General features: G+C 49.8%; 16 protein-coding genes and 1 CRISPR repeat array. Of the genes, 4 read left to right on the top strand and 12 right to left on the bottom strand.

Annotation, left to right across the window (positions count from 1 at the left end):
• Positions 1-299: 299 nt before the first annotated feature.
• The 3 genes from HMPREF9141_RS00825 to aspS form a co-directional block, all read right to left on the bottom strand.
• Entirely contained in the window at positions 300-623 is a 324-nt protein-coding gene (locus HMPREF9141_RS00825; protein WP_007366487.1) for a hypothetical protein, read from the bottom strand.
• A 61-nt stretch (positions 624-684) separates the two neighbouring features.
• Positions 685-972 carry a winged helix-turn-helix domain-containing protein gene (locus HMPREF9141_RS00820; RefSeq protein WP_007366486.1) on the bottom strand — a complete coding sequence of 96 codons (288 nt, stop codon included), beginning with the start codon at positions 970-972 and terminating at the stop codon, positions 685-687.
• Between the two features lie 172 nt (positions 973-1,144).
• The gene (gene aspS / locus HMPREF9141_RS00815; RefSeq protein ID WP_007366485.1) at positions 1,145-2,902 is read right to left on the bottom strand and encodes an aspartate--tRNA ligase; all 1,758 of its coding nucleotides are present in this window, start codon (positions 2,900-2,902) and stop codon (positions 1,145-1,147) included.
• A 240-nt stretch (positions 2,903-3,142) separates the two neighbouring features.
• On the opposite strand from aspS, the gene HMPREF9141_RS00810 reads away from it, so the two are divergent.
• The gene (locus HMPREF9141_RS00810) at positions 3,143-3,529 is read left to right on the top strand and encodes a DUF1573 domain-containing protein (RefSeq protein WP_007366483.1); all 387 of its coding nucleotides are present in this window, start codon (positions 3,143-3,145) and stop codon (positions 3,527-3,529) included.
• 755 nt (positions 3,530-4,284) lie between these two features.
• Here HMPREF9141_RS00810 and HMPREF9141_RS00805 read toward each other — a convergent pair.
• Positions 4,285-4,635 carry a DUF4491 family protein gene (locus HMPREF9141_RS00805; RefSeq protein ID WP_007366482.1) on the bottom strand — a complete coding sequence of 117 codons (351 nt, stop codon included), beginning with the start codon at positions 4,633-4,635 and terminating at the stop codon, positions 4,285-4,287.
• A 185-nt stretch (positions 4,636-4,820) separates the two neighbouring features.
• Between HMPREF9141_RS00805 and HMPREF9141_RS00800 the strand changes: the two genes are divergently transcribed.
• Positions 4,821-6,566, top strand: a complete 1,746-nt coding sequence (locus HMPREF9141_RS00800) for a phospho-sugar mutase (protein ID WP_007366480.1) — start codon at positions 4,821-4,823, stop codon at positions 6,564-6,566.
• A gap of 161 nt (positions 6,567-6,727) precedes the next feature.
• On the opposite strand, the gene HMPREF9141_RS00795 is transcribed toward HMPREF9141_RS00800, so the two are convergent.
• The 4 genes from HMPREF9141_RS00795 to HMPREF9141_RS00780 form a co-directional block, all read right to left on the bottom strand.
• Complete coding sequence (locus tag HMPREF9141_RS00795; RefSeq protein ID WP_007366479.1) at positions 6,728-9,298, bottom strand: ATP-dependent Clp protease ATP-binding subunit; 2,571 nt, start codon at positions 9,296-9,298, stop codon at positions 6,728-6,730.
• 141 nt (positions 9,299-9,439) lie between these two features.
• Complete coding sequence (locus HMPREF9141_RS13770; RefSeq protein WP_007366478.1) at positions 9,440-9,583, bottom strand: hypothetical protein; 144 nt, start codon at positions 9,581-9,583, stop codon at positions 9,440-9,442.
• On the bottom strand, positions 9,573-11,018 hold the full coding sequence (locus tag HMPREF9141_RS00785) for a DUF4270 domain-containing protein (protein ID WP_007366477.1): 1,446 nt from the start codon (positions 11,016-11,018) through the stop codon (positions 9,573-9,575). Before HMPREF9141_RS00785 ends, HMPREF9141_RS13770 begins: the two co-directional genes overlap by 11 nt.
• Positions 11,019-11,103: 85 nt before the next feature.
• Positions 11,104-11,913, bottom strand: a complete 810-nt coding sequence (locus tag HMPREF9141_RS00780; protein ID WP_007366476.1) for a glycogen/starch synthase — start codon at positions 11,911-11,913, stop codon at positions 11,104-11,106.
• A gap of 170 nt (positions 11,914-12,083) precedes the next feature.
• On the opposite strand from HMPREF9141_RS00780, the gene panC reads away from it, so the two are divergent.
• The gene (panC, locus tag HMPREF9141_RS00775; RefSeq protein ID WP_007366475.1) at positions 12,084-12,941 is read left to right on the top strand and encodes a pantoate--beta-alanine ligase; all 858 of its coding nucleotides are present in this window, start codon (positions 12,084-12,086) and stop codon (positions 12,939-12,941) included.
• A gap of 1 nt (position 12,942) precedes the next feature.
• Positions 12,943-13,287 (top strand): aspartate 1-decarboxylase, encoded by a 345-nt coding sequence (panD, locus tag HMPREF9141_RS00770; protein WP_007366474.1) that lies wholly within the window; start codon positions 12,943-12,945, stop codon positions 13,285-13,287.
• Between the two features lie 263 nt (positions 13,288-13,550).
• Here panD and thrS read toward each other — a convergent pair whose 3' ends face one another.
• The 4 genes from thrS to cas1 all read right to left on the bottom strand — a co-directional run bounded on the left by thrS (position 13,551) and on the right by cas1 (position 20,739).
• A complete protein-coding gene (gene thrS, locus HMPREF9141_RS00765; RefSeq protein WP_007366473.1) occupies positions 13,551-15,500 on the bottom strand; it encodes a threonine--tRNA ligase in 1,950 nt (649 codons plus the stop codon).
• Between the two features lie 150 nt (positions 15,501-15,650).
• A CRISPR array of direct repeats spans positions 15,651-17,615; the repeat unit is 37 nt; unit sequence GTCTTAATCCTTGTTTTAATGGAAGATACTCATTGAG.
• A 233-nt stretch (positions 17,616-17,848) separates the two neighbouring features.
• Entirely contained in the window at positions 17,849-18,319 is a 471-nt protein-coding gene (gene cas2 / locus HMPREF9141_RS00760) for a CRISPR-associated endonuclease Cas2 (RefSeq protein WP_040554119.1), read from the bottom strand.
• A 322-nt stretch (positions 18,320-18,641) separates the two neighbouring features.
• A complete protein-coding gene (locus tag HMPREF9141_RS00755; protein ID WP_007366468.1) occupies positions 18,642-19,658 on the bottom strand; it encodes a CRISPR-associated primase-polymerase type B in 1,017 nt (338 codons plus the stop codon).
• A gap of 88 nt (positions 19,659-19,746) precedes the next feature.
• Entirely contained in the window at positions 19,747-20,739 is a 993-nt protein-coding gene (gene cas1 / locus HMPREF9141_RS00750; RefSeq protein WP_040554118.1) for a CRISPR-associated endonuclease Cas1, read from the bottom strand.
• Between the last annotated feature and the right edge of the window lie 28 nt (positions 20,740-20,767).

Here is a 20,767-nt window from a genome sequence, read left to right as displayed (position 1 = left end):
GATTCCGGGAAGATGAGCGAAGAAAAATAGGATCCGTCTTTGATTCGTCTTTGACCTGCCGGGGAAAGGGAGTGGAAACCTTACAGTCCTGTGACGGGCCAGACATTGTCAATTCTTTGTCGCTCTTTCCTCTGTACAGAATCGATGCTGCAAGCGGTGAACATCGGAACTAATGTGGGAAATCTTTACCGGACAGCAATGGCGTCTTTTCTGATTCCGGGTTTGAGGCAGGCGCATGGGAGCGGGGGGACGGGTGGAGAACGTCCTGGGGATGAATGAGAGTTCTTGATCCGCAGACTTCAGAAAAGACTCAGGCTATGGTCCACTGCCGGCTTTTCTTCTTCTTTCTCCATTCCGCGGCGGAACTGGAGGAGCAGTTGTTGTGTTATCTTGTTAGACCGGTTGAGGCGGTAGACTCCTTTTCTTTTCTTTTCGATAAAGGGATCGTCCGCTTTGCTGTTCTTCAGGAGATACGACTGTACATATTTATGAACTTCCTCCTGTGTAATCGGATGGAACAGTGTGTTGCAGGCATTGTACACATGCCGGGAGATTTTCCGCACGGAAAGCCCCTCGGCACCAGCCTCTGCCAGCACACGTAGTATCTCTTTATTGTATTGCATAAAAAAGGAAGCCTATATCCTGTCATACAGACTTCCCCCTGTTTTGTATAAAAAATCTTGATTAAGCAAGTGTCACCTTGCCGTCTTCGTCTTTCACCTTGCCCTCCTTGAAGAGCCAGCCGATGCCAAGATAAACCTCCTCTGTGCTGATCTTTGCAGCTTTGGCGATCTCTTCCACGCTGAGGGCTTTGGATTCAGCTGCAAGCGCGTTATAAACATCGCCGGCCTTGAAACCAACATTCTCTGCGTTGATCGCTACGGTAACAACAGCCTTCTTTGCAGAAGTCTTCTTTGCTGCGGCTTTCTTTGCTGCCTTTGGAGCAGACTTAACTTCTTTCTTTTCTGTCATAATCTTATAAAATTAAAGTCCCATTCAAGCAATCTAATTACAATCTGCTAATATTTATGCAAATTTACATCAAATATTCCAAAGTATCAAATACTTATGACAAAAAGTAATTGAAAACGAATGTTTTTAATTCTTCCGACACGTTTTGTTGATATATGTCAACCTTATCGGTCTAATTCTTCAGGTCGAGCTTGATTTCCAGCTCATCCAACTGCTTCTGGTCGATAGACGAAGGAGCCTCCAGCATGACATCGCGTCCGCTGTTGTTCTTCGGGAATGCAATACAGTCGCGGATGGAGTCGAGGCCGGCGAGGATGCTTACGAAACGGTCGAGACCGAAGGCAAGGCCGGCGTGTGGCGGTGCACCGTATTTAAAGGCATTCATCAGGAAGCCGAACTGTGCCTCGGCACGCTCCGGTGTAAAACCGAGAACCTCGAACATCTTTTCCTGTAACTGTGTGTCGTGGATACGGAGTGAACCGCCGCCAACTTCGATGCCGTTGCATACGAAGTCGTAGGCCTTGGCACGGACCTGTTCCGGATGTTCGTCCAGCAGGGGGATGTCATCAGGATTCGGCATGGTGAACGGATGGTGGGTGGCCATCAGCCGCTGCTCCTCATCGCTCCACTCGAAAAGTGGGAAATCGACAATCCACAGACATCTGAATACGTTTCTGTCGCGCAGTCCGAGGCGGTTGCCCATCTCCAGACGGAGAGAACAAAGCTGGACGCGTGTCTTGTTGGCGTTGTCGCCGGAAAGAATCAGTACGAGGTCGCCATCCTTGGCACCTGTCGTCTCCTTTACCTTCTGCAATTGCCCCGGTGTATAGAATTTGTCGATAGAGCTCTTGGCAGTCCCGTCAGCATTGTACTTGATGAACACCAGACCCTGTGCTCCGACCTGCGGCCGTTTGACGAAGTCGGTCAGTTCGTTGAGCTGCTTGCGGCTGTAGTCCGCACAGCCGGGGACGACGATGCCGCCGATGTAGTCGGCCTCATTGAAGACGGAGAAGGTGCCCGTGCCCTTCAGGTCGTCCATCAGTTCGACAAATTCCATGCCGAAGCGCAGGTCGGGCTTGTCGGAACCGAAGCGTTTCATGGCTTCGTGCCAGGTCATCTGCTCGAGTCTGGGCAGTTCGACACCGCGTATTTCACGGAAGAGATGGCGTGCCATCTCCTCAAACAGATTGATGACATCGTCCTGGTCGACGAACGACATCTCACAGTCGATCTGCGTGAACTCCGGCTGGCGGTCGGCGCGCAGATCTTCGTCGCGGAAGCATTTGGCGATTTGGAAGTAGCGGTCGAAGCCGGCGACCATCAGCAGCTGTTTCAGCGTCTGCGGACTCTGTGGCAGTGCATAGAACTGACCCGGATTCATCCGCGAGGGTACGACGAAGTCGCGTGCGCCTTCCGGAGTAGAACCGATGAGGACAGGTGTCTCCACCTCTATGAACTGCTGTGCGTCAAGGAAGTTGCGGATGAGGATGGTCATGCGGTGACGCAGCTCCAGGTTCTTGCGGACCGCCTCGCGGCGGAGATCCAGATAGCGGTATTTCATGCGGAGGTCGTCGCCGCCGTCCGTATTGTCTTCTATCGTGAACGGAGGTGTCAGGGATGGGCTGAGCACTTTCAGCTCTTTGGCGATGATTTCGATGTCACCTGTCGGAATCTTGCTGTTCTTGCTCTGCCGTTCGCTGACAGTCCCCTTCACCTGAATGCAGTATTCGCGTCCCAGCTTGTTGGCTTCTCCACAGAGTGCGGCGTCATCTGCCTCATTGAAAACCAGCTGCGTAATGCCATAGCGGTCGCGGAGGTCAAGGAAAGTCATGCCTCCCATTTTACGTGAGCGCTGTACCCAGCCGGAAAGGGTCACCTCCTTGCCTGCATCTGAAATGCGCAGCTCTCCACAAGTATTCGTTCTATACATATTATATATGTTGTTTATATTTTATGCAAAGGTACAAACTTTCAGTGAGAAACGTATGTCGCCTTATGAAAATATAAGTCCGTAACGGAAGGAATCTGTCATTGCAGACGACAAAGCGGACAAAATCCGCTGGTTTCTGCTTAATTATTGTGAAAAATTCGTGTAACTATAAACTTTCTGATTACTTTTGCATCATACTTGCAACGGATACAGTATAAACGGATAAAACAACAAGGCGATATGAAAAAGATTCTATTAATGACACTTCTGTTGGTCTTCGGACTGACATTTGCCTCCGCACAGAACCAGGCGGAAATCAAGTTCGACCAGATCAGTTATGACTTCGGGACTTTTTCGGAGAACAACCCGGTCCATAAGACGACCTTCACGTTCACTAATGTGGGCAAGGCGCCTCTGGTCATCAATCAGGTGATTGCAAGCTGCGGATGCACGATTCCCAAGTATGACAAGCGTCCTATCGCTCCCGGACAGAAAGGCAGCATTGATGTGACATATAACGGTACTGGGAAATTCCCAGGACATTTCAAGAAGAGCATCACGGTCCGGACAAACGGAAAGGTAGAGATGACCCGCCTGTACATAGAGGGAGTCATGAACGGGAAGTAAAGTCTCTTCTACTGAAAACTGCCGCATCGCCGTCGTAGAGGCTTCTGCGAGGCGAGTGACCGATCAATAAACCCCCGGACGTAGAATTGGTCCGGGGGATTCTTTCTCGGTTCTTCCGTTCAGTGCGTGGATGCTTTTCGTATAGCTTTAACGGAAAACCGAAGTGATTCATTAAAAAAACTTTGCCAAGACTGTCCAACTGTCTATTCTATTATCATCCTCCGACACAAAACCCTATTCATTTTAATACGTCGGAAATACAGACAGGGTTTTGAAAAGTCATTACATAATTCCAAACAGATCATCTGAGAATATAAAAAACACGTGCGAGAAGCAGGTTTGTAACCAGCAGAAAATCAATTGGTTATCAAGTCGTTCATAAAAGGTGCTTGATTGGACTTCAAAAGGGCGTTGGTTACACGCTGAAAGAGCACCTGTTGCAGGTCAATCAGGCATCTTTTAGAAGCCAGAAGAGCATGTGTCAGCTTGGGTTGCATGAAAACAGTTTACAGATACCGATGATATGGGGATAGGTTGTCTGTGGAAGACGGAAAGATATGCTGATGGACAGATACTCTTGTCTATTTGCCTTCTCCGCATTTTATCCTCCTTTGTGAGACAATCCGTTTTCGGATAGTCATACCATGCAAGTGCATAAGCCTTTATTCTTTTTCAATCTATAGATCTAACGGAAGGATCTACTTTTCTGTATATGCCATAAAGGGGATACCGCCGGTTGTGGCGATCACGCTCTGTCATTGCTCGTTTTTGCATACAGGACACAGGGACTCGTCCTTGTCGAATTTCTTATAGTATTCCTTGCGTTTCGGATTCATCGGAAACCATCCTTTTGCTACTCGCTTCTCCTGTGCCAGCAGTTCGCCGATGCCCCAGAGGAAGGAAGCGCCTGATACGCCGAGCAGTGCCGACCAGAAGATGCTTTCGACAAACAGTGCGCCGGCGCAGCAGACAACCCCGGAGACAAGCCATATCCACCAGGGTTTTGTGCCAAAATAATATTCGGTCTTGATTACCAGGGGGTGACAGAGCCCGATAATCAGGAATGTACAAACGGCAAGAAGGATGCCTTCAAAGTTCAGTTCCATGCTTTTTTTGTTTAATGATGTCTGGTGACCGTCTACGAAGATGTTTCAGAGAGCGGTGGAAGTCTGGAGATATTCCATATTGAATCGTTTGCAAAAATACAAAAAAATATCTGTTTGCGGATGGCTTTCTCAGAATTTTTGATTACATTTGCAAATAGATATAGTCAATAATAAAAACTTAAATTATGGACAGTAACCAGACACTTATCGCCCAGTGCGAAAGCAAGGCAAAGCAGTGGTTGTCTCCGGCTTTTGACAATGAGACGCGTTCGGCCGTTGAGGCCATGATCAACAATGAGGACAAGACCGACCTCATTGAAAGCTTCTATAAGGACCTGGAATTCGGAACAGGTGGACTTCGCGGCATCATGGGTGCCGGTTCCAACCGCATGAATATCTATACCGTCGGTATGGCGACACAGGGTTTTGCCAATTATCTGAAGATCAATTTCAAGGACAGGGAGCAGATCAGCGTGGTAGTCTGCCATGACTGCCGCAACAATTCCCGGCTGTTTGCGGAGACGGTTGCCAACATCTTCTCTGCCAACGGCATCAAGGTTTACCTCTTTGAGGATCTCCGTCCGACACCGGAGTGCTCTTTCGCCATCCGTTACCTGAAAGCGCAGGCCGGCGTGAATATCACAGCCAGTCATAACCCGCGTGAATACAACGGTTATAAGGCATACTGGGAGGACGGCGCGCAGGTGCTTGCACCACATGACAAGGGCATTATTGACGAGGTGAACAAGGTCAAGGTTGAGGATGTCAAGTTTGACGGGAACAAGTCGCTGATTCAGATCATCGGTGAGGATATTGACAAGCCTTATCTCGACGAGGTAAAGACCATCAGCATTGACCCGGAAGTCATCCGGCACCAGCACGACCTGAAGATCGTCTATACGCCGCTGCACGGTGCAGGGCGCGTCATGATTCCCCGCTCACTGGCATTGTGGGGCTTTGACAATGTTCACTGTGTAAAGGAACAGATGGTGAAAGACGGCAACTTCCCGACCGTTGACCGCCCTAACCCGGAAATCGCCGAGGCATTGACGCTTGGACTGAGGGATGCGAAGGCGCTGGATGCCGACATCCTGATGGCATCTGATCCTGATGCAGACCGTGTTGGCATGGCCTGCAAGAACAGCGAGGGGAAGTGGGTGCTCATCAATGGAAACCAGACCTGTCTGATCTTCCTGTGGTACATCATCACCAACCGTCAGGCTGTGGGCAAGATGAAGCCGACGGATTTCATTGTCAAGACGATTGTAACAACGGAGGTTATCCGCAAGATCGCAGAAAAGCAGCATGTGGAGATGCGCGACTGCTACACCGGCTTCAAGTGGATCGCCCGTGAGATCGCACTCTCTGAAGGCAGACAGCAGTATATTGGAGGCGGTGAGGAGAGTTATGGCTTCCTCGCAGAGGACTTTGTCCGCGACAAGGATGCGGTGAGCGCATGCTCTCTGTTGGCTGAAATCTGTGCCTACGCCAAGGATCATGGTAAGACCTTGTACGATATTCTGATGGATATCTACCTGGAGTATGGTTATAGCCATGAGTTCACGATCAATGTGGAACGGCCGGGCAAGAGCGGTGCTGACGAGATCCAGCAGATGATGAAGAACTTCCGGTCCGATCCTCCAAAAGAACTTGGCGGCAGCGTGATAGATGTCTACAAGGATTTCCAGACTCTTGAACTGACAAAGGCTGACGGTTCTAAAGAGAAGATGGTGATGCCTGACACGAGCAACGTACTCCAGTGGTTCTGCACGGACGGAACCAAGGTCAGTGTCCGTCCATCGGGTACAGAGCCGAAGATCAAATTCTATCTGGAGATCAAGGACACCATGAAGTCGGCTTCTGACTTCCCGGTATGTGAAAAACGTGCTGCTGAAAAGATCGAAGCCATCAAGAAGAGTCTGGGACTCTAGGAGATTGATATTGTCTGCGGTCTTGCTCCACCGGATAAGATGGGGCAAGACTATGACACCATAAGAAAAGAGGAGTTCCCGTAACGCTGGGTTATGGGAACTCCTCTTTTCTTATGGTGTGTCATTCTCCTTATGAAGACCGGGGCACCTTATAATATATGCTAAATGTCTTCTTTCTCAGAGGTCTTGGATTCGTTGGGTAAAGTGTCAAATTCCAGTCTGTCACAGTCCTTCTTCTTGGATATGGAAATCGTATCTCCGGCCTTTATATTGCCGGAGAGAATCAGTTCGCATAATCCGTCCTCGATATAGTTCTGGATGGCCCGCTTCAACGGTCGCGCACCGAACTGGACATCATACCCTTTTGTCGCGACAAAAGTCCTGGCCTCATCGGTTATTTCCATCTTATAACCCAGTTCATGTACACGGTTGAACAGGCTTTTCAGTTCGATATTGATGATCTTCTTGATGGCCTCAAGATCCAATTGGTCGAAGGTGATGATCTCGTCCAGACGGTTCAGGAACTCCGGCGCGAACTGTTTGCTGAGACTCTTCTGTATGATCGAACGGGCACGCTGCTTGTCGTTCTCACTCCGGGAAAGACCGTTCAGACCGGAAGCCTTGAAGCCTACCCCCTGACCGAACTCCTTCAGCTGACGTGTTCCCGCATTTGAGGTCATGATGATGACCGTGTTCCGGAAGTCTATCAGCCTGCCGTTTCCATCGGTCAGTCTTCCTTCGTCAAGAACCTGCAGAAGCATGTTGAATACATTGCCGTGGGCTTTTTCTATCTCATCCAGCAAGACAATGGAGTAGGGGTGACGGCGTACCTTCTCCGTCAGCTGTCCGCCTTCCTCATAACCGACATAGCCCGGAGGCGCACCGACGAGGCGGGACGTATTGAAGCTCTCGGTATATTCGCTCATGTCGATCCGTATCAATGCGTCGGCAGAACCGAACATCATCTCTGCCAGCCGTTTGGCAAGATAGGTCTTGCCGACGCCGGTAGGGCCTAAGAACATGAATGCGCCGATGGGGTGGTTGGGGTCTTTCAGTCCCACGCGATTGCGTTGAATGGCCTTTACCATTTTGTCAATGGCGGCATCCTGGGCGATGACCACTTTCTTCAGGTCTGCATCCATATTCTTCAGCCGGACCCCCTCAGCCTCCTGCATGCGCTGTACGGGCACGCCCGTCATCATCGAGACGACAGCGGCAATCTCTGTCCCGCCGATTTCCACCTTGTCATCGGTGTCACCTTTCTGCCATTTCTCCTGCTCATTCTTCAAGGCATTTTCAAGTTCCGTCTGCTTGTCACGGAAGCTGGCTGCCAGTTCAAAGTTCTGATTCTTGACCGCCGCCTGTTTCTTCTCCTGCGTCGTCTCGATCGCCTTCTGGATATCCAGGATCACCTGTGGCACCTTCACGTGCTGTAAATGGACACGCGATCCGGCTTCATCGATAATATCGATTGCCTTGTCCGGGAAGAACCTGTCGGTAATGTATCTGTCTGCATACTTCACACAGGCCTTCAGGGCCTCATCCGTGTAGCTTACATGGTGATGTGTCTCATAGCGGTCCTTGATATTCTCGAGGATCTGGAGTGTCTCGCCGACCGTTGTCGGTTCGACCTGCACTTTCTGGAAGCGGCGTTCCAAAGCGCCGTCCTTTTCTATGGAGTTGCGGTATTCATCAAGGGTCGTCGCGCCGATGCACTGGATGGTTCCCCTTGCCAGGGCCGGTTTCAGGATATTGGCGGCATCCATCGAACCGGGAGATGAGCCGGCACCGATCAGCGTGTGAATCTCGTCAATGAAGATGATGATGTCCGGGTTCTGTTCAATTTCCTTGATCAGGGCTCGGATACGTTCTTCAAACTGTCCGCGGTACTTTGTGCCGGCGACTACTGCCGTCAGGTCAAGCGTGATGACACGTTTGTCGAAGAGAATAGGCGACGTAAGATGTCTCACGATCAGCTGTGCCAATCCTTCTACAATTGCGCTTTTCCCGACCCCCGGTTCACCTATCAGAATGGGGTTGTTCTTCTTTCTTCGGCCGAGAATCTCGCAGACACGCATGATTTCCTTCTCTCTCCCCACGACCGGATCCAGTTTCCCTTCAGCGGCAGCCTGGGTCAGATCGGTGCCGAAACTGTCTATCACAGGCGTTTTTGATTTTGTCCGTGAAGCCTGGGCTGTCTTGGCACTGCCGTTTCCGGAGGAGGCAGACGAGGACATCATGTCATCCTCCATTTCATCTTCGTCGGCCATCCCGATCCCGTTTTTCGGCTGGTTGGCACGCTGTTGCAGCATTGAGACCGCATTGTTGTAGTTGACTCCGTTATCCTCCAATACGGTCTTCGCCCCATTGTCTGAGGCATCATGCAGGATGGCAAGGAAGAGGTGGATGAGGTCCACCGTCTGTGCATGTTGCAGGCGGGCTTCCAATACTGCGAGTTTCAGAATGTTGTTGGCCTGGTCATTCAGCAGCATATCGGCCACCGGTGTCAGCGGATCGGCTGCCTGTTCCTGTATCTTTCTTTCTATGTCTTTCTTCAAACTGTCAATATCAACCTTCCAGCGGCTGAACAGTTCCCATACCGGTCCCGACTTTTCTCTGAGAATAGCGAGCATGATATGTTCGGGAGCGACCGACCTGCTTGTCAGCCGCTCGGCTTCCTCTCTACTGAATGAAAGAATTTCCGAAACCTTTGGGGAAAATTGATTCATCATATCCTAACCTTTCTTTTCTTTACTTATATATGGGCTTGTACGCCCTGCATCAGCAGGCTTCAATCTACAAAAGATATGCCAAATGACAAAGAATCGGACATACAGGCATGTAAGTCCGATTCACCCTTTTTCTATATCTTTTCACAGAGACTCGTCTGCAGGTCTCTGCAGCCTTCTCGGCAGTCTTGCCGGAGACCGTCTGCACGAATGTCCCTTCTTGCGGAGCCAGGCTGCCTTGCGCTGTTCATAGTCCTCCCGGTGACGCTCCAAGAAGTTATCTGCCATAGAACTTGCTGTATATGACGGAAATCTGAATGTTCTTTCCGCCGGCCGTATTGCCTATGAGCTTGGTGCTGGAGAGCCCCATGTCGTGGGAGACCTTTGTTATCTTTGTCTGTCTGCCGCTCCCTACACCTTGTGTGACCGTCTGCAGTTCGACGGGGACAACAACGACCTTCCCCCATTCCGGCATGGTCCTGTTGTGTGAAAAGAGGTTGACTATCCCCGAGATGTTATTGAATTCGTAGGCGTTCTTTGTACTGTTGTAGGTGGCCAGGAATGAGATCTTGTTGTCAGGCAGGCGGTTGTTCTTGAAGAACGACTGCAGACTGTCTGCCGGCAGCATGATGACATTCTTGGGGATCCCGAACTGATAGTTGGAGGAAGTATCGTTGTTCTTCCGATAGAGTACGATCTTCGCCGTGTTTATCGAGTCTGTCGAATGTCCTGCCATAATGTCAGCAATCGGGAGTGTCAGCTTGGTGAACAGCCCTGCCGGTGTTTTAAGGTAGGTATGTCCTGTCTCACTCGCAAGCTGACGCAGCTGTGTATTGTCATTGCTGAAGTTCGTTATCTGCAAGACCTCCTCCGTGCTTACAAAGTTGGTTGAAATCTCTGTTACCTTCTTTTTCTCCATGTGCTTGAAGTAGATGTTCAGCTGTGCCATCTGGATGTGTGCTATTGCTCCGTCACCTCCCTCTATCTTGAAATAGAAGCCCGGACAGACTTCGTGCAGGAAGCGGTAGGTGTCGCGGAAAGCCGAAGGATCCGTCAGGTACTTACGGAGCAGATAGGTACCGTAGTTGTTGTATGTCACACCGTTCTTGTCTTTGTAGGCCCCGTTCAGGCGGACGTTGATGTTACGTGCATAGCCTTTCTTTTTCCGGATGCTGTCCGTCTCGGTGAAATCCATCAGGGTGAAAGAACGCTTCTCGGCAATTCCGCCCTGTGCAGCCGGTCGGATGTAACCCCGTGCTTCCGGATCAAAGTCGGAAAAGAAGGTCTGTCCCTCCTCTACAGGCTTGGCAAGTTCGTATGCGGTCAGCTTCATCTGGCTGAGTGAATCGCCGTAATAGGAACTGTAATACAGGCGTATGTCACAGGAGTCTGCTATGATCTCGTTGTTTGCATCCCGGCTCATGATAGAGTCTTTCTCGGGCAGTTCAAAATTCTTCAGTACATGGAACTGCGACATCAGGTTGCCCGTAACAGTTGTATGGGTCTCCGGGTCTTCCATTCTCCCCAGATAACCTGTGGACGACCTTGCGATAACCTTCTCTGCCAGCATCGTCTCGGAAGTGACGCTGAAGGTATCTGCCTTTATGGAAAGTCTGTTGCCGTTGTCGGTCAGCGAGCCTCCGAGGGTGTCCGTCGTGTCATCACAGGACACCATACCGAGACAGGCTGCGAACATACAGGCTGCAATGATGTTTCTTCTCATTTAGAATCTGTTGTTGTAAAATATTGAGCGTGTCAGTAATCGCAGGACACTGAACGCATGGGAGGAGGTGGGGATGCTGATGGACTCAGATCAGCCTGCCGTAGAACTCCGAGTATTTATCCTTTAATTGATCATCGTCGATGGCGTGCTCCAGAAGGGGCTTGTCATTGTCCCGGGCATAGCCGATAAGAGCGGCGTTGGCCTTTTCGCTGGTGCCGATGATGCCGTCCGAATAGTCGATGGCCAGTTTCCCCAGTTCCATGAAGTCGAAATTGTCTCCATATTTCTTCAGGCATTTTGCCTTCGCCTCACGAAACTCCAGGCAGTGCTTGAAGTTCGTGCCCAGGCTGTCTTGGGGCTGCTCTGCAAAAAGCGAGGTGACTACTTTCGAGTTTGCGAACTGCGGCTCATCCTTATAGGCGGTCTTCACGTAGAACGGTATGACGGCCGACATCCACCCCTGACAGTGGATGATGTCCGGTGCCCACCTGAGTTTCTTGACGGTTTCCAACACGCCTCTTGCGAAGAAGATGGCACGCTCGCCGTTGTCCGGGTAATCGTTGCCCAGCTCGTCCTTCGTCATGGCAGGCCGTTTCTGGAAATAGTCTTCATTGTCAATGAAATAAACCTGTATGCGTGTCTGGGGGATGCTTGCCACCTTGATGATCAGCGGGTGGTCGGTATCATCAATAATCAGATTCATACCCGAGAGACGGATCACTTCGTGCAACTGCCCTCTACGCTCGTTGATGTTCCCCCATCTCGGCATGAATGTGCGGATTTCATAACCGGCTTCCTGCATGACATGGGGCATTTCAGAGCCATAGACCGACATCTCTGTCTCAGGCACATACGGCATGATTTCCTGATTGACGAATAATACTTTCTTTCCCATTATTATATTAGAAATTTTATTTTTGCAAAGGTACGAAAAAAAAAACGAGATACGTTTCGCTTTCGGGTTAAAACGGATAAAAAGTAGGTTTCATTGAGATTATTTAATTAAATTCTCGTCTATTCAATTATTTTGTTGTTACTTTGCACCCGTAAAATTCTTAGTCACTGATGAAAGTTTTTAAAAAGATTGTTGAACTCCAGAACGAGCTTTTCTCCTGCCGCAAAGAAAACAAGACCGTAGGACTGGTGCCTACGATGGGAGCACTTCACGAAGGACACGCATCACTTGTAAAACGAAGCGTTGAGGAGAACGATGTGACGGTCGTCTCCGTTTTCCTGAACCCGACCCAGTTTAACGACAAGGGCGACCTTGAACGTTATCCGCGGACATTGGAGGCCGACTGCCAGCTCGCCGAGACGTGCGGAGCCGATTATGTCTTTGCCCCGTCTGTCGGGGAAATCTATCCCGAAGGGGACAATCGTCATTTCGAATTCCCCCCTCAGTCGACCGTGATGGAGGGTGCAAAGCGTCCGGGACATTTCAATGGCGTCTGCCAGATTGTCAGCAGACTGTTCTATATCGTACGTCCGGACAGAGCTTATTTCGGCGAGAAGGACTGGCAGCAGATAGCCGTCATCAAACGTCTTGTCGATTTCATCGGCATGAAGGACACTATCAGGATTGTCGAATGCCCGATAGTACGTGATGCCGACGGACTGGCAAAGAGTTCGCGCAACACGCTGCTGACGGCTGACGAACGTGCCGTTGCGCCGAAGATATATGAAGCGTTGCAGGCAAGTGTGGAATATGCCAGGACGCACGGCGTGGCAGAGACCCGCGACAAGGTGGTTGCCGAAATCAATTCCGTCGAAGGGCTTGAGGTGGAATATTTTGAGATTGTTGACGGCAGCACACTGCTTGAGGTTGCCTCATGGGAGCAGTCGCCTTATATTGTCGGCTGCATCACGGTCTATTGCGGCAAGACACCTGTCCGGCTGATCGACCATATCAAATACAGAGGATAGTATGCAGATTGAAGTTTTGAAGAGTAAGTTGCACTGTGCAACCGTCACGGAGGCAAACCTCCATTATATGGGAAGCATCACCATCGACGAAGATCTGTTGGATGCAGCCAACATGATTGCCGGCGAGAAGGTTCAGATTGTCAACAACAATAACGGCGAACGTTTTGAGACCTACATCATCAAAGGCGAACGGGGCAGCGGGTGCGTCTGCCTCAACGGTGCCGCCGCTCGGAAGGCGGTCGTCGGCGATGTGGTCATCATCATTTCTTATGCCCTGATGGACTTTGAAGAAGCCAAGATGTTCAAACCGACCGTCGTGTTCCCCAAAGAGGGCAACAGGCTTTAGTCAGTCAGGACAAGAACATTCTTGAAAGTAGAAATCCGTGAGGCGGAAAACCGAAAGAGGGTTCTCCGGAAAGCTGCAAGACAGAACGGAATGTATAAAACAGCCATATCCGGGCATTGAATGCCTTGATATGGCTGTTTTATATTGGGAGGGAATACAGTTTTACATGATGCACAGACCGGACTTCTCAGCCGGTCAGGCTTATGGCATTCCCCACCGTCTCCCCATCCTCTGAACGGAAAGGAGGTCGATGGGGCAGTGCGTCAATCCAGTGTCTTCAGCTGGTCGGCAACTTCTGCATTGATGCGTTCTGCGAAGGCTTCCATGGTCATGGTAGCCTGCTCGCCACCGCCCTGCTGCCGCATGGAGACAAGCCCTTCCGCAGCCTCCTTCTCACCTACAATAACCATGTAAGGTACACGCTTCAACTCGTTGTCACGGATTTTGCGGCCGATTTTCTCGTTGCGGTCGTCCATGATGGAACGCACATTGTGCGCATCAAGGTAAGCCTTGACTTTGAAAGCATAGTCGTTGTATTTCTCCGAGATGGGCAGGATGGCCACCTGGTCAGGTGTCAGCCATAGCGGGAAATGCCCGGCCGTATGCTCGATGAGAACAGCTGTGAAGCGTTCGAGCGAACCGAACGGGGCACGGTGAATCATCACCGGAGTCTTCTTCGAGTTGTCCTCGGCTGTGTATTCGAGCTTGAAGCGGTTAGGCAGGTTGTAATCCACCTGGATGGTACCCAGCTGCCAGCGGCGTCCGATGGCATCCTTCACCATGAAATCGAGCTTGGGACCGTAGAAGGCAGCCTCGCCCAGCTCTACACGTGCCTTGAGCCCCTTCTCTTCACAGGCCTGCTTGATGGCAGCCTCGCTCTCTTCCCATACCTCGTCAGACCCGATGTACTTCTCTTTGTCGTTAGGGTCACGGAGAGAAATCTGAGCCTCATAGTTGTCGAAACCGAAAGTCTTGAACACCTTGAGGATAATGTCGATATTCGTTTCGAACTCTGTCTTTACCTGTTCGGGACGGACGAAGATATGGGCATCGTCCTGCGTGAAGGTACGGACACGGGTCAGACCGTGCAGCTCACCGCTCTTCTCATAACGGAACACTGTACCGAACTCGGCGATACGCAGCGGGAGGTCTTTGTACGAGCGTGGTTTGTAGGCGTACACCTCGCAGTGGTGCGGACAGTTCATCGGCTTGAGCATATATTCCTCGTCTTCCTCCGGTGTGTGGATAGGCTGGAAAGAATCCTTGCCGTAGTGGGCATAGTGTCCGGAAGTGACGTAGAGGTTCTTGCCGCCGATGCCCGGTGTGATGACCTCCTGATAGTTGTAGGGACGGAGAAGACGGCGCAGCAGATCCTGCAGGCGCAGGCGCAGCTGGGTTCCCTTCGGCAGCCATATCGGCAGCCCCTTGCCCACACGGTCGGAGAACATGAAGAGTTCCATTTCCTTGCCGATCTTCCGGTGGTCGCGTTTCTTGGCCTCCTCGAGCATGACGAGGTATTCGTCAAGCATCTTCTTCTTGGGGAAGGTGATGCCGTAGATACGTGTCATCTGTTCGCGCTTGGCATCGCCGCGCCAGAAAGCACCGGCCACGCTGGTGATTTTGATGGCCTTGATAGCACCTGTGGAAACAAGGTGCGGACCGCGGCAGAGGTCGGTGAAATGTCCCTGTGTATATGTCGAGATGGTGCCGTCCTCGAGATCCTGCTCGATGTGCTCCACCTTGTATTCCTGTCCGTCAGCGGTGAACTCCTTGATGGCGTCGGCTTTTGAAACGTCATGGCGGACAACCGGCTCGTTCTTCTTGGCGAGTTCGCGCATCTTCTCTTCGATCTTCGGGAAGTCGTTCTCGGAGATGGTCTGACCGTCAGCCGGCATCACATCATAGAAAAAGCCGTTCTCCACTGCCGGGCCGAAGCCGAACTGAATGCCCGGATAGAGTTCCTGCAATGCCTCGGCAAGCAGATGGGCAGAGGTGTGCCAGAAAGTGTGCTTGCCTTCTTCGTCATCGAACTTGTAAAGTGCGATGGTCGCATCTCCGTTGATGGGACGGTTCAGTTCTGTCGTTACGCCATTGACACCGCAAGATACAACGTCACGGGCGAGAGCCGGCGAAATGCTCTCGGCGATTTGATAACCAGTCACCCCCTGTTCGTATTCACGAACGGAGCCGTCTGGGAAAGTGATTTTAACCATACTACAAATTAGTTTTATAAATCAAATGTTGTGGCAAAGGTACTACTTTTAATTTATAAATCATAATTTTTTTGCCCCCAAAGGCTCTTCTTCCGAATCCTTGTTCTAATATTGAGTGAAGGTTGAGGACGCAAAGCGAACTCTTGCAAAGTCTTAATCCTTGTTTTAATGGAAGATACTCATTGAGAGCATGGTTTGATGCCTACTTCCCGACGCGTGAGTCTTAATCCTTGTTTTAATGGAAGATACTCATTGAGGCGGACTTTAACGAGTCTGCCAACGTTACACGGGGTCTTAATCCTTGTTTTAATGGAAGATACTCATTGAGTAGCAAAAAACTATTTTTCATAGAGCTCATTAGGTCTTAATCCTTGTTTTAATGGAAGATACTCATTGAGGAACGAAACAACCGCCCTTAAGGCTGCAAAAGCAGTCTTAATCCTTGTTTTAATGGAAGATACTCATTGAGATACACAAGAGTATATTTATGCATTTTAATCGGTCTTAATCCTTGTTTTAATGGAAGATACTCATTGAGGATGGAATAATGATGATTGTCGTAGAATGTGTGGACGTCTTAATCCTTGTTTTAATGGAAGATACTCATTGAGATTCAATCAGCTGTAGCGAAGAAAGTACCTACAGTGTCTTAATCCTTGTTTTAATGGAAGATACTCATTGAGAAAGACTGTTGTTGAACTTAGGAACTTTCTTAAAGTGTCTTAATCCTTGTTTTAATGGAAGATACTCATTGAGTTGCACAAGAAGATGGTACTTACAAAGAGGGTGAGTCTTAATCCTTGTTTTAATGGAAGATACTCATTGAGACAAAAGGAATAAGAAAACAATTGTTTTTAAATGGTCTTAATCCTTGTTTTAATGGAAGATACTCATTGAGTAAGAGACTTGCAGGCAAGTACATTAATTGCGGATGTCTTAATCCTTGTTTTAATGGAAGATACTCATTGAGTGAATCGTGAGTTGGAAATGGTAGTTGCTAACGGTGTCTTAATCCTTGTTTTAATGGAAGATACTCATTGAGGTTTTGTGGAGAGCAGACTCAGCGATACTTTAGAAGTCTTAATCCTTGTTTTAATGGAAGATACTCATTGAGACTCAGACTACTAAGGTTTGTAACTTTGAGTATGTCTTAATCCTTGTTTTAATGGAAGATACTCATTGAGAGGTTTATTCTTCACCAGTACGTAGAGGATCAGACGGTCTTAATCCTTGTTTTAATGGAAGATACTCATTGAGACGACATCACCGCCAGCTTGGTTGCCAGAACGGGCAGTCTTAATCCTTGTTTTAATGGAAGATACTCATTGAGGAAATTGTTAATAATTACTTAGACGAGTTTGAAGTCTTAATCCTTGTTTTAATGGAAGATACTCATTGAGCAACAAAAGAGAACCGCAACGGTGTTAAATCCAAGTGTCTTAATCCTTGTTTTAATGGAAGATACTCATTGAGATTTAATTCTCCTAATTTAATAGAAATGTATAACAGTCTTAATCCTTGTTTTAATGGAAGATACTCATTGAGGCCCATACATCCTTTCTGTAAAAGCCGGGAGAGAGTCTTAATCCTTGTTTTAATGGAAGATACTCATTGAGGAACTACGACAGTATGGACGAGTTATTCGCCGCATGGTCTTAATCCTTGTTTTAATGGAAGATACTCATTGAGTAATCCAAAGAAGCCTAAACGCTTATGCGCATGGTGTCTTAATCCTTGTTTTAATGGAAGATACTCATTGAGTGGAGATACCAGAGGCATTGGCGGATTTCAAGTCTTAATCCTTGTTTTAATGGAAGATACTCATTGAGTGGGTCAAAATGACGCTGCCGCCCTTAAGGCTAGTCTTAATCCTTGTTTTAATGGAAGATACTCATTGAGTGGGCGCAAACGATGCGGCCGCCCTCAAAGTTGCGTCTTAATCCTTGTTTTAATGGAAGATACTCATTGAGACTTTACAAATTTCAGTTATGCGCAAAAAACAGGGAGTCTTAATCCTTGTTTTAATGGAAGATACTCATTGAGAAAGCAGCATTCGAGGGGCAAACAAGCAACATTCAGTCTTAATCCTTGTTTTAATGGAAGATACTCATTGAGAGTAAAGACTTGTATTCCTTTATATGCCGCAGCTCCATGCGTGTAAGCCCTAAAAATGCTTGAGGAATTAAGAAAAATTAACCATATTCCAAGCGAGTGCAAAGGTACGAAAAACTGTGCAGAAAGTCAAAGAGCGATGCGTTAAATATTCTTTATGGAGGAAGCATTGCTGCTGCTTTCCCTCATGGGGAGGACATTCTTCCCTGTTGTAGAAGGTATCCTCGCTGCCATCTTCAGAAGAACAATGTGTTGCGCGAACGGATGATGACATCTATGCTGATGTCTTCACCGATGATCTGCATTGCCCGGATCTGATCGGTGGAGACAGGACAGACGATGATGCTGTCGTGGTTGTCGTAAAGCGACTGCACCTCGGCAAGGTCTCTTTTAATTTCATCGTAGACGGTCTTGTCGAGGTCGGCAAGGAAGATGGAACGCTGGATGCGTGTGCATCCTTTCCGTTCCAGGTATTTTGCGATATGATAGCGTACCTTGTCGCTCTCAATATCATACATGACGAAGAATAGCATATTGGTTGCCGGTCTTATGGGTCTGTTTACGATTCCCATGAGAAAATCCACCCGTTCCTGTAGTGTCGGCAGACAGCTGAAGTCGCCGGTCCGTCGGTTGATGACGGGTGATTTTTGCACACCGGCTCTGCTGAGCTTGCGTAAGATTTCTATGTAGGGGATAGCTTTTCGCATGGGATCTCGGGATGATTCGACTATCTGTTTTGCAGGAAATGTCCGTTTTTTTGAACCTTTACGGTACTGCCTGTTTTCCGACTGGGGGTTGTCTGCCTTCCAATCAATGCCTGTTTGCTTTCTTACTGATGCCCTTCCGGCCTGCAACTAACGCCCTTTTGCAATGCAACTGAGCGTCTTTTCAACAGCCCCTTTCAGACTTTCTGCAAGTACCTGTAAATGTGTTTTTTAGAGTTGAGGCCGACAACGTGTCTCCAGAGGATTTGACAGATCCGGCACTCCTCTCCGTGAGCCGGGGACACGGCCGTTCTGTCTGTTATTTTTACTTCTCCAGAAAATTGCCGACCAGTCCGGCGAGCAGTTCGTTCAGTTCCCCGTTGGTTCCGAGGCGCGGCGAGACGACGATGCTGAACCCCCGCTTTCCGTAGAAGAGATTTATCTCGGCCTCCTTCTGTCCCAGCCGTGCCCGTATTTTCTTGGCGTATTGAATGTTGATGATTTCAGTCACCTGCAGTCCGGTCGCCTCTATGAAGCATTTCAGATCGGCAATGATTTCATTGAGCCGTTCGGGTACGTAGGCCGGGGGTGGATCGGCCTGCGGCCGTGCGTTGGGGTTGAGCTGCCGGCGGATGCGTGCCAGCACCTCCTTGTCCGGGTCCTTCGGACGGGATGCCTGCCCGTCATCGCTCTTGCGTGTCACCTTGTCGTGCTCGTCCTGTTCGTGCTTCATCTTGAAGACGGTATCGGGGTCGGCCTCGTCGATATATGCCTTCATGTCGACGGGGATGGCATCAGGATTGTAGTAGGCATCGGGGTCGATGCTGACAAAACACGCTCTTGCCACATCCGAGGTTCTGCCGTCTGCCACCTGTGTCAGGTTATGGCGCATGGCGAAGGTAGCCGCAAAGGCCTTGTAGAAGATGGAATACAGGCCTGCATCGTAGCACCGTTCCTTGAGCCGGAACATCACCTTCAGACCGTCTTCGCTCGGTGAGGCGAAGCACATCATCACCTGTTCGTCGCGGATGATGTCTTCCCGTACCGTCTTCAGCGACAGCCGCTTGGCAGACAGATGGTCGAAGTCGAGGATGAAGCTCTCGGTATAGGCGAAGTTTTCTTTCCGCCGGAAAGCAGGATTGAACTGTCCGCAGACGAAGTAGGGAAGTCGCCGTTTCAGCTGGGCGTAGCCTTTGGCATCCATGCTGTAGACGATGCGCAGCTGCCGTACGGCGGCGGCGATGGCAGGCTTGGGATTGCGCAGACTGTTGTAAAGATACGCTTCCTGCACTTTCCGCAGTCCGTCTGCCGTTGATTGTATGTTTGTTCCGAATAGTAGCATAGGGAAGAGATTTAGGCGTTGAAAGAGTTAGGGGGATGGAGTTTATGAGTAAAAAAGTCGGGTGATGCATGCCTGTGTTTTTACCATCTTACCTTTTTACTGTTTTACTTTCCTCTTTGAACTTCTGTGCGAGCGACTGCACGTAGAGAGTGAGCTGGGTGAGGCGCGAGCGTGTGGTGCCTTTCACGGTGACAACCTCGTCCATGTAATCGTTGAGCGACTGGATGAGTACACGCCGTCCGAGTGCTTCGAGCCAGTAGGAACCGTCTTCGCGGACGGAATAGAATTCTTCGGTGATGACGTTCTGTGCAAGGAGGGTATAGACGACGTAGTCTACCCATATACGGTACATCTCGATGACATCGTAGACGAGTACCGGGCGGTTGTAGTCGTCCCGGTGCAGCACCCCGATATAGGGGTCGACGCCCGCCTTGATGAGCGCTCCCTCAATCCTGCCGTAGAGGATTCCGTAGCCATAGTTGAGAAAGGCGTTCGCCACGTCGAGCGCAGGATGCTGCGACCGGGCGTTGAAACGGAACTGCTCCGGGAGGAAGGCATTGATGGTGCTGAAGTAGATGCGCGAGGCCTGCCCCTCCCATCCGCGGAGCATGGGAGCGATGTCGTTGACGATGTCGCCGTCGAGGACACGGATCTTGTTGCGGTAGTCCTCCAGCCGGGCGACGTTCTTCTCCGTGGGTTCGTCCGTGTGGTCACTCGTGTCGAAGAGCATCATCAGTGCCTGCTGGTTTTCAATCTTCCTGAGCAGGACCTCCTTGATCCAGTCTACGGCGCGGTGGGAATAGACGAAGTTCAGCTGCCCTTTCCTGATGGTGGAGATGCTGCCGTACTTCGGACTCCATATCCGTCCGATAGGTTTCCCTGTCCGGTCCATGAACATGACTTCTATCTCGTGTTCCACGGCCAGCATCACGGCATCACTCGTGATCTGTGCGCCGCGGCTGATCTGTATGCTGTCTATGCCGACGGCAGGTATGCGCTGTTTTCCGTCGGACGTGCTGATGACGAATCCCTCGTTGTCACGGTTGAGGGAGACACCGTAAGTATTGAGTATCAGTTCCATAAAGTCTTGTTTTTGATTTTTTATTTTT

It is taken from the genome of Prevotella multiformis DSM 16608 (genome assembly GCF_000191065.1).
Lineage (GTDB): Bacteria > Bacteroidota > Bacteroidia > Bacteroidales > Bacteroidaceae > Prevotella > Prevotella multiformis.
This window is presented reverse-complemented; position numbering and strand designations above follow the sequence as displayed.

Coding starts and splice junctions, on each gene's coding strand:
- HMPREF9141_RS00825 (WP_007366487.1), bottom strand. CDS start 623: ATGCAATACAATAAAGAGATACTACGTGTGCTGGCAGAGGCTGGTGCC.
- HMPREF9141_RS00820 (WP_007366486.1), bottom strand. CDS start 972: ATGACAGAAAAGAAAGAAGTTAAGTCTGCTCCAAAGGCAGCAAAGAAA.
- aspS (WP_007366485.1), bottom strand. CDS start 2,902: ATGTATAGAACGAATACTTGTGGAGAGCTGCGCATTTCAGATGCAGGC.
- HMPREF9141_RS00810 (WP_007366483.1), top strand. CDS start 3,143: ATGAAAAAGATTCTATTAATGACACTTCTGTTGGTCTTCGGACTGACA.
- HMPREF9141_RS00805 (WP_007366482.1), bottom strand. CDS start 4,635: ATGGAACTGAACTTTGAAGGCATCCTTCTTGCCGTTTGTACATTCCTG.
- HMPREF9141_RS00800 (WP_007366480.1), top strand. CDS start 4,821: ATGGACAGTAACCAGACACTTATCGCCCAGTGCGAAAGCAAGGCAAAG.
- HMPREF9141_RS00795 (WP_007366479.1), bottom strand. CDS start 9,298: ATGATGAATCAATTTTCCCCAAAGGTTTCGGAAATTCTTTCATTCAGT.
- HMPREF9141_RS13770 (WP_007366478.1), bottom strand. CDS start 9,583: ATGGCAGATAACTTCTTGGAGCGTCACCGGGAGGACTATGAACAGCGC.
- HMPREF9141_RS00785 (WP_007366477.1), bottom strand. CDS start 11,018: ATGAGAAGAAACATCATTGCAGCCTGTATGTTCGCAGCCTGTCTCGGT.
- HMPREF9141_RS00780 (WP_007366476.1), bottom strand. CDS start 11,913: ATGGGAAAGAAAGTATTATTCGTCAATCAGGAAATCATGCCGTATGTG.
- panC (WP_007366475.1), top strand. CDS start 12,084: ATGAAAGTTTTTAAAAAGATTGTTGAACTCCAGAACGAGCTTTTCTCC.
- panD (WP_007366474.1), top strand. CDS start 12,943: ATGCAGATTGAAGTTTTGAAGAGTAAGTTGCACTGTGCAACCGTCACG.
- thrS (WP_007366473.1), bottom strand. CDS start 15,500: ATGGTTAAAATCACTTTCCCAGACGGCTCCGTTCGTGAATACGAACAG.
- cas2 (WP_040554119.1), bottom strand. CDS start 18,319: ATGCGAAAAGCTATCCCCTACATAGAAATCTTACGCAAGCTCAGCAGA.
- HMPREF9141_RS00755 (WP_007366468.1), bottom strand. CDS start 19,658: ATGCTACTATTCGGAACAAACATACAATCAACGGCAGACGGACTGCGG.
- cas1 (WP_040554118.1), bottom strand. CDS start 20,739: ATGGAACTGATACTCAATACTTACGGTGTCTCCCTCAACCGTGACAAC.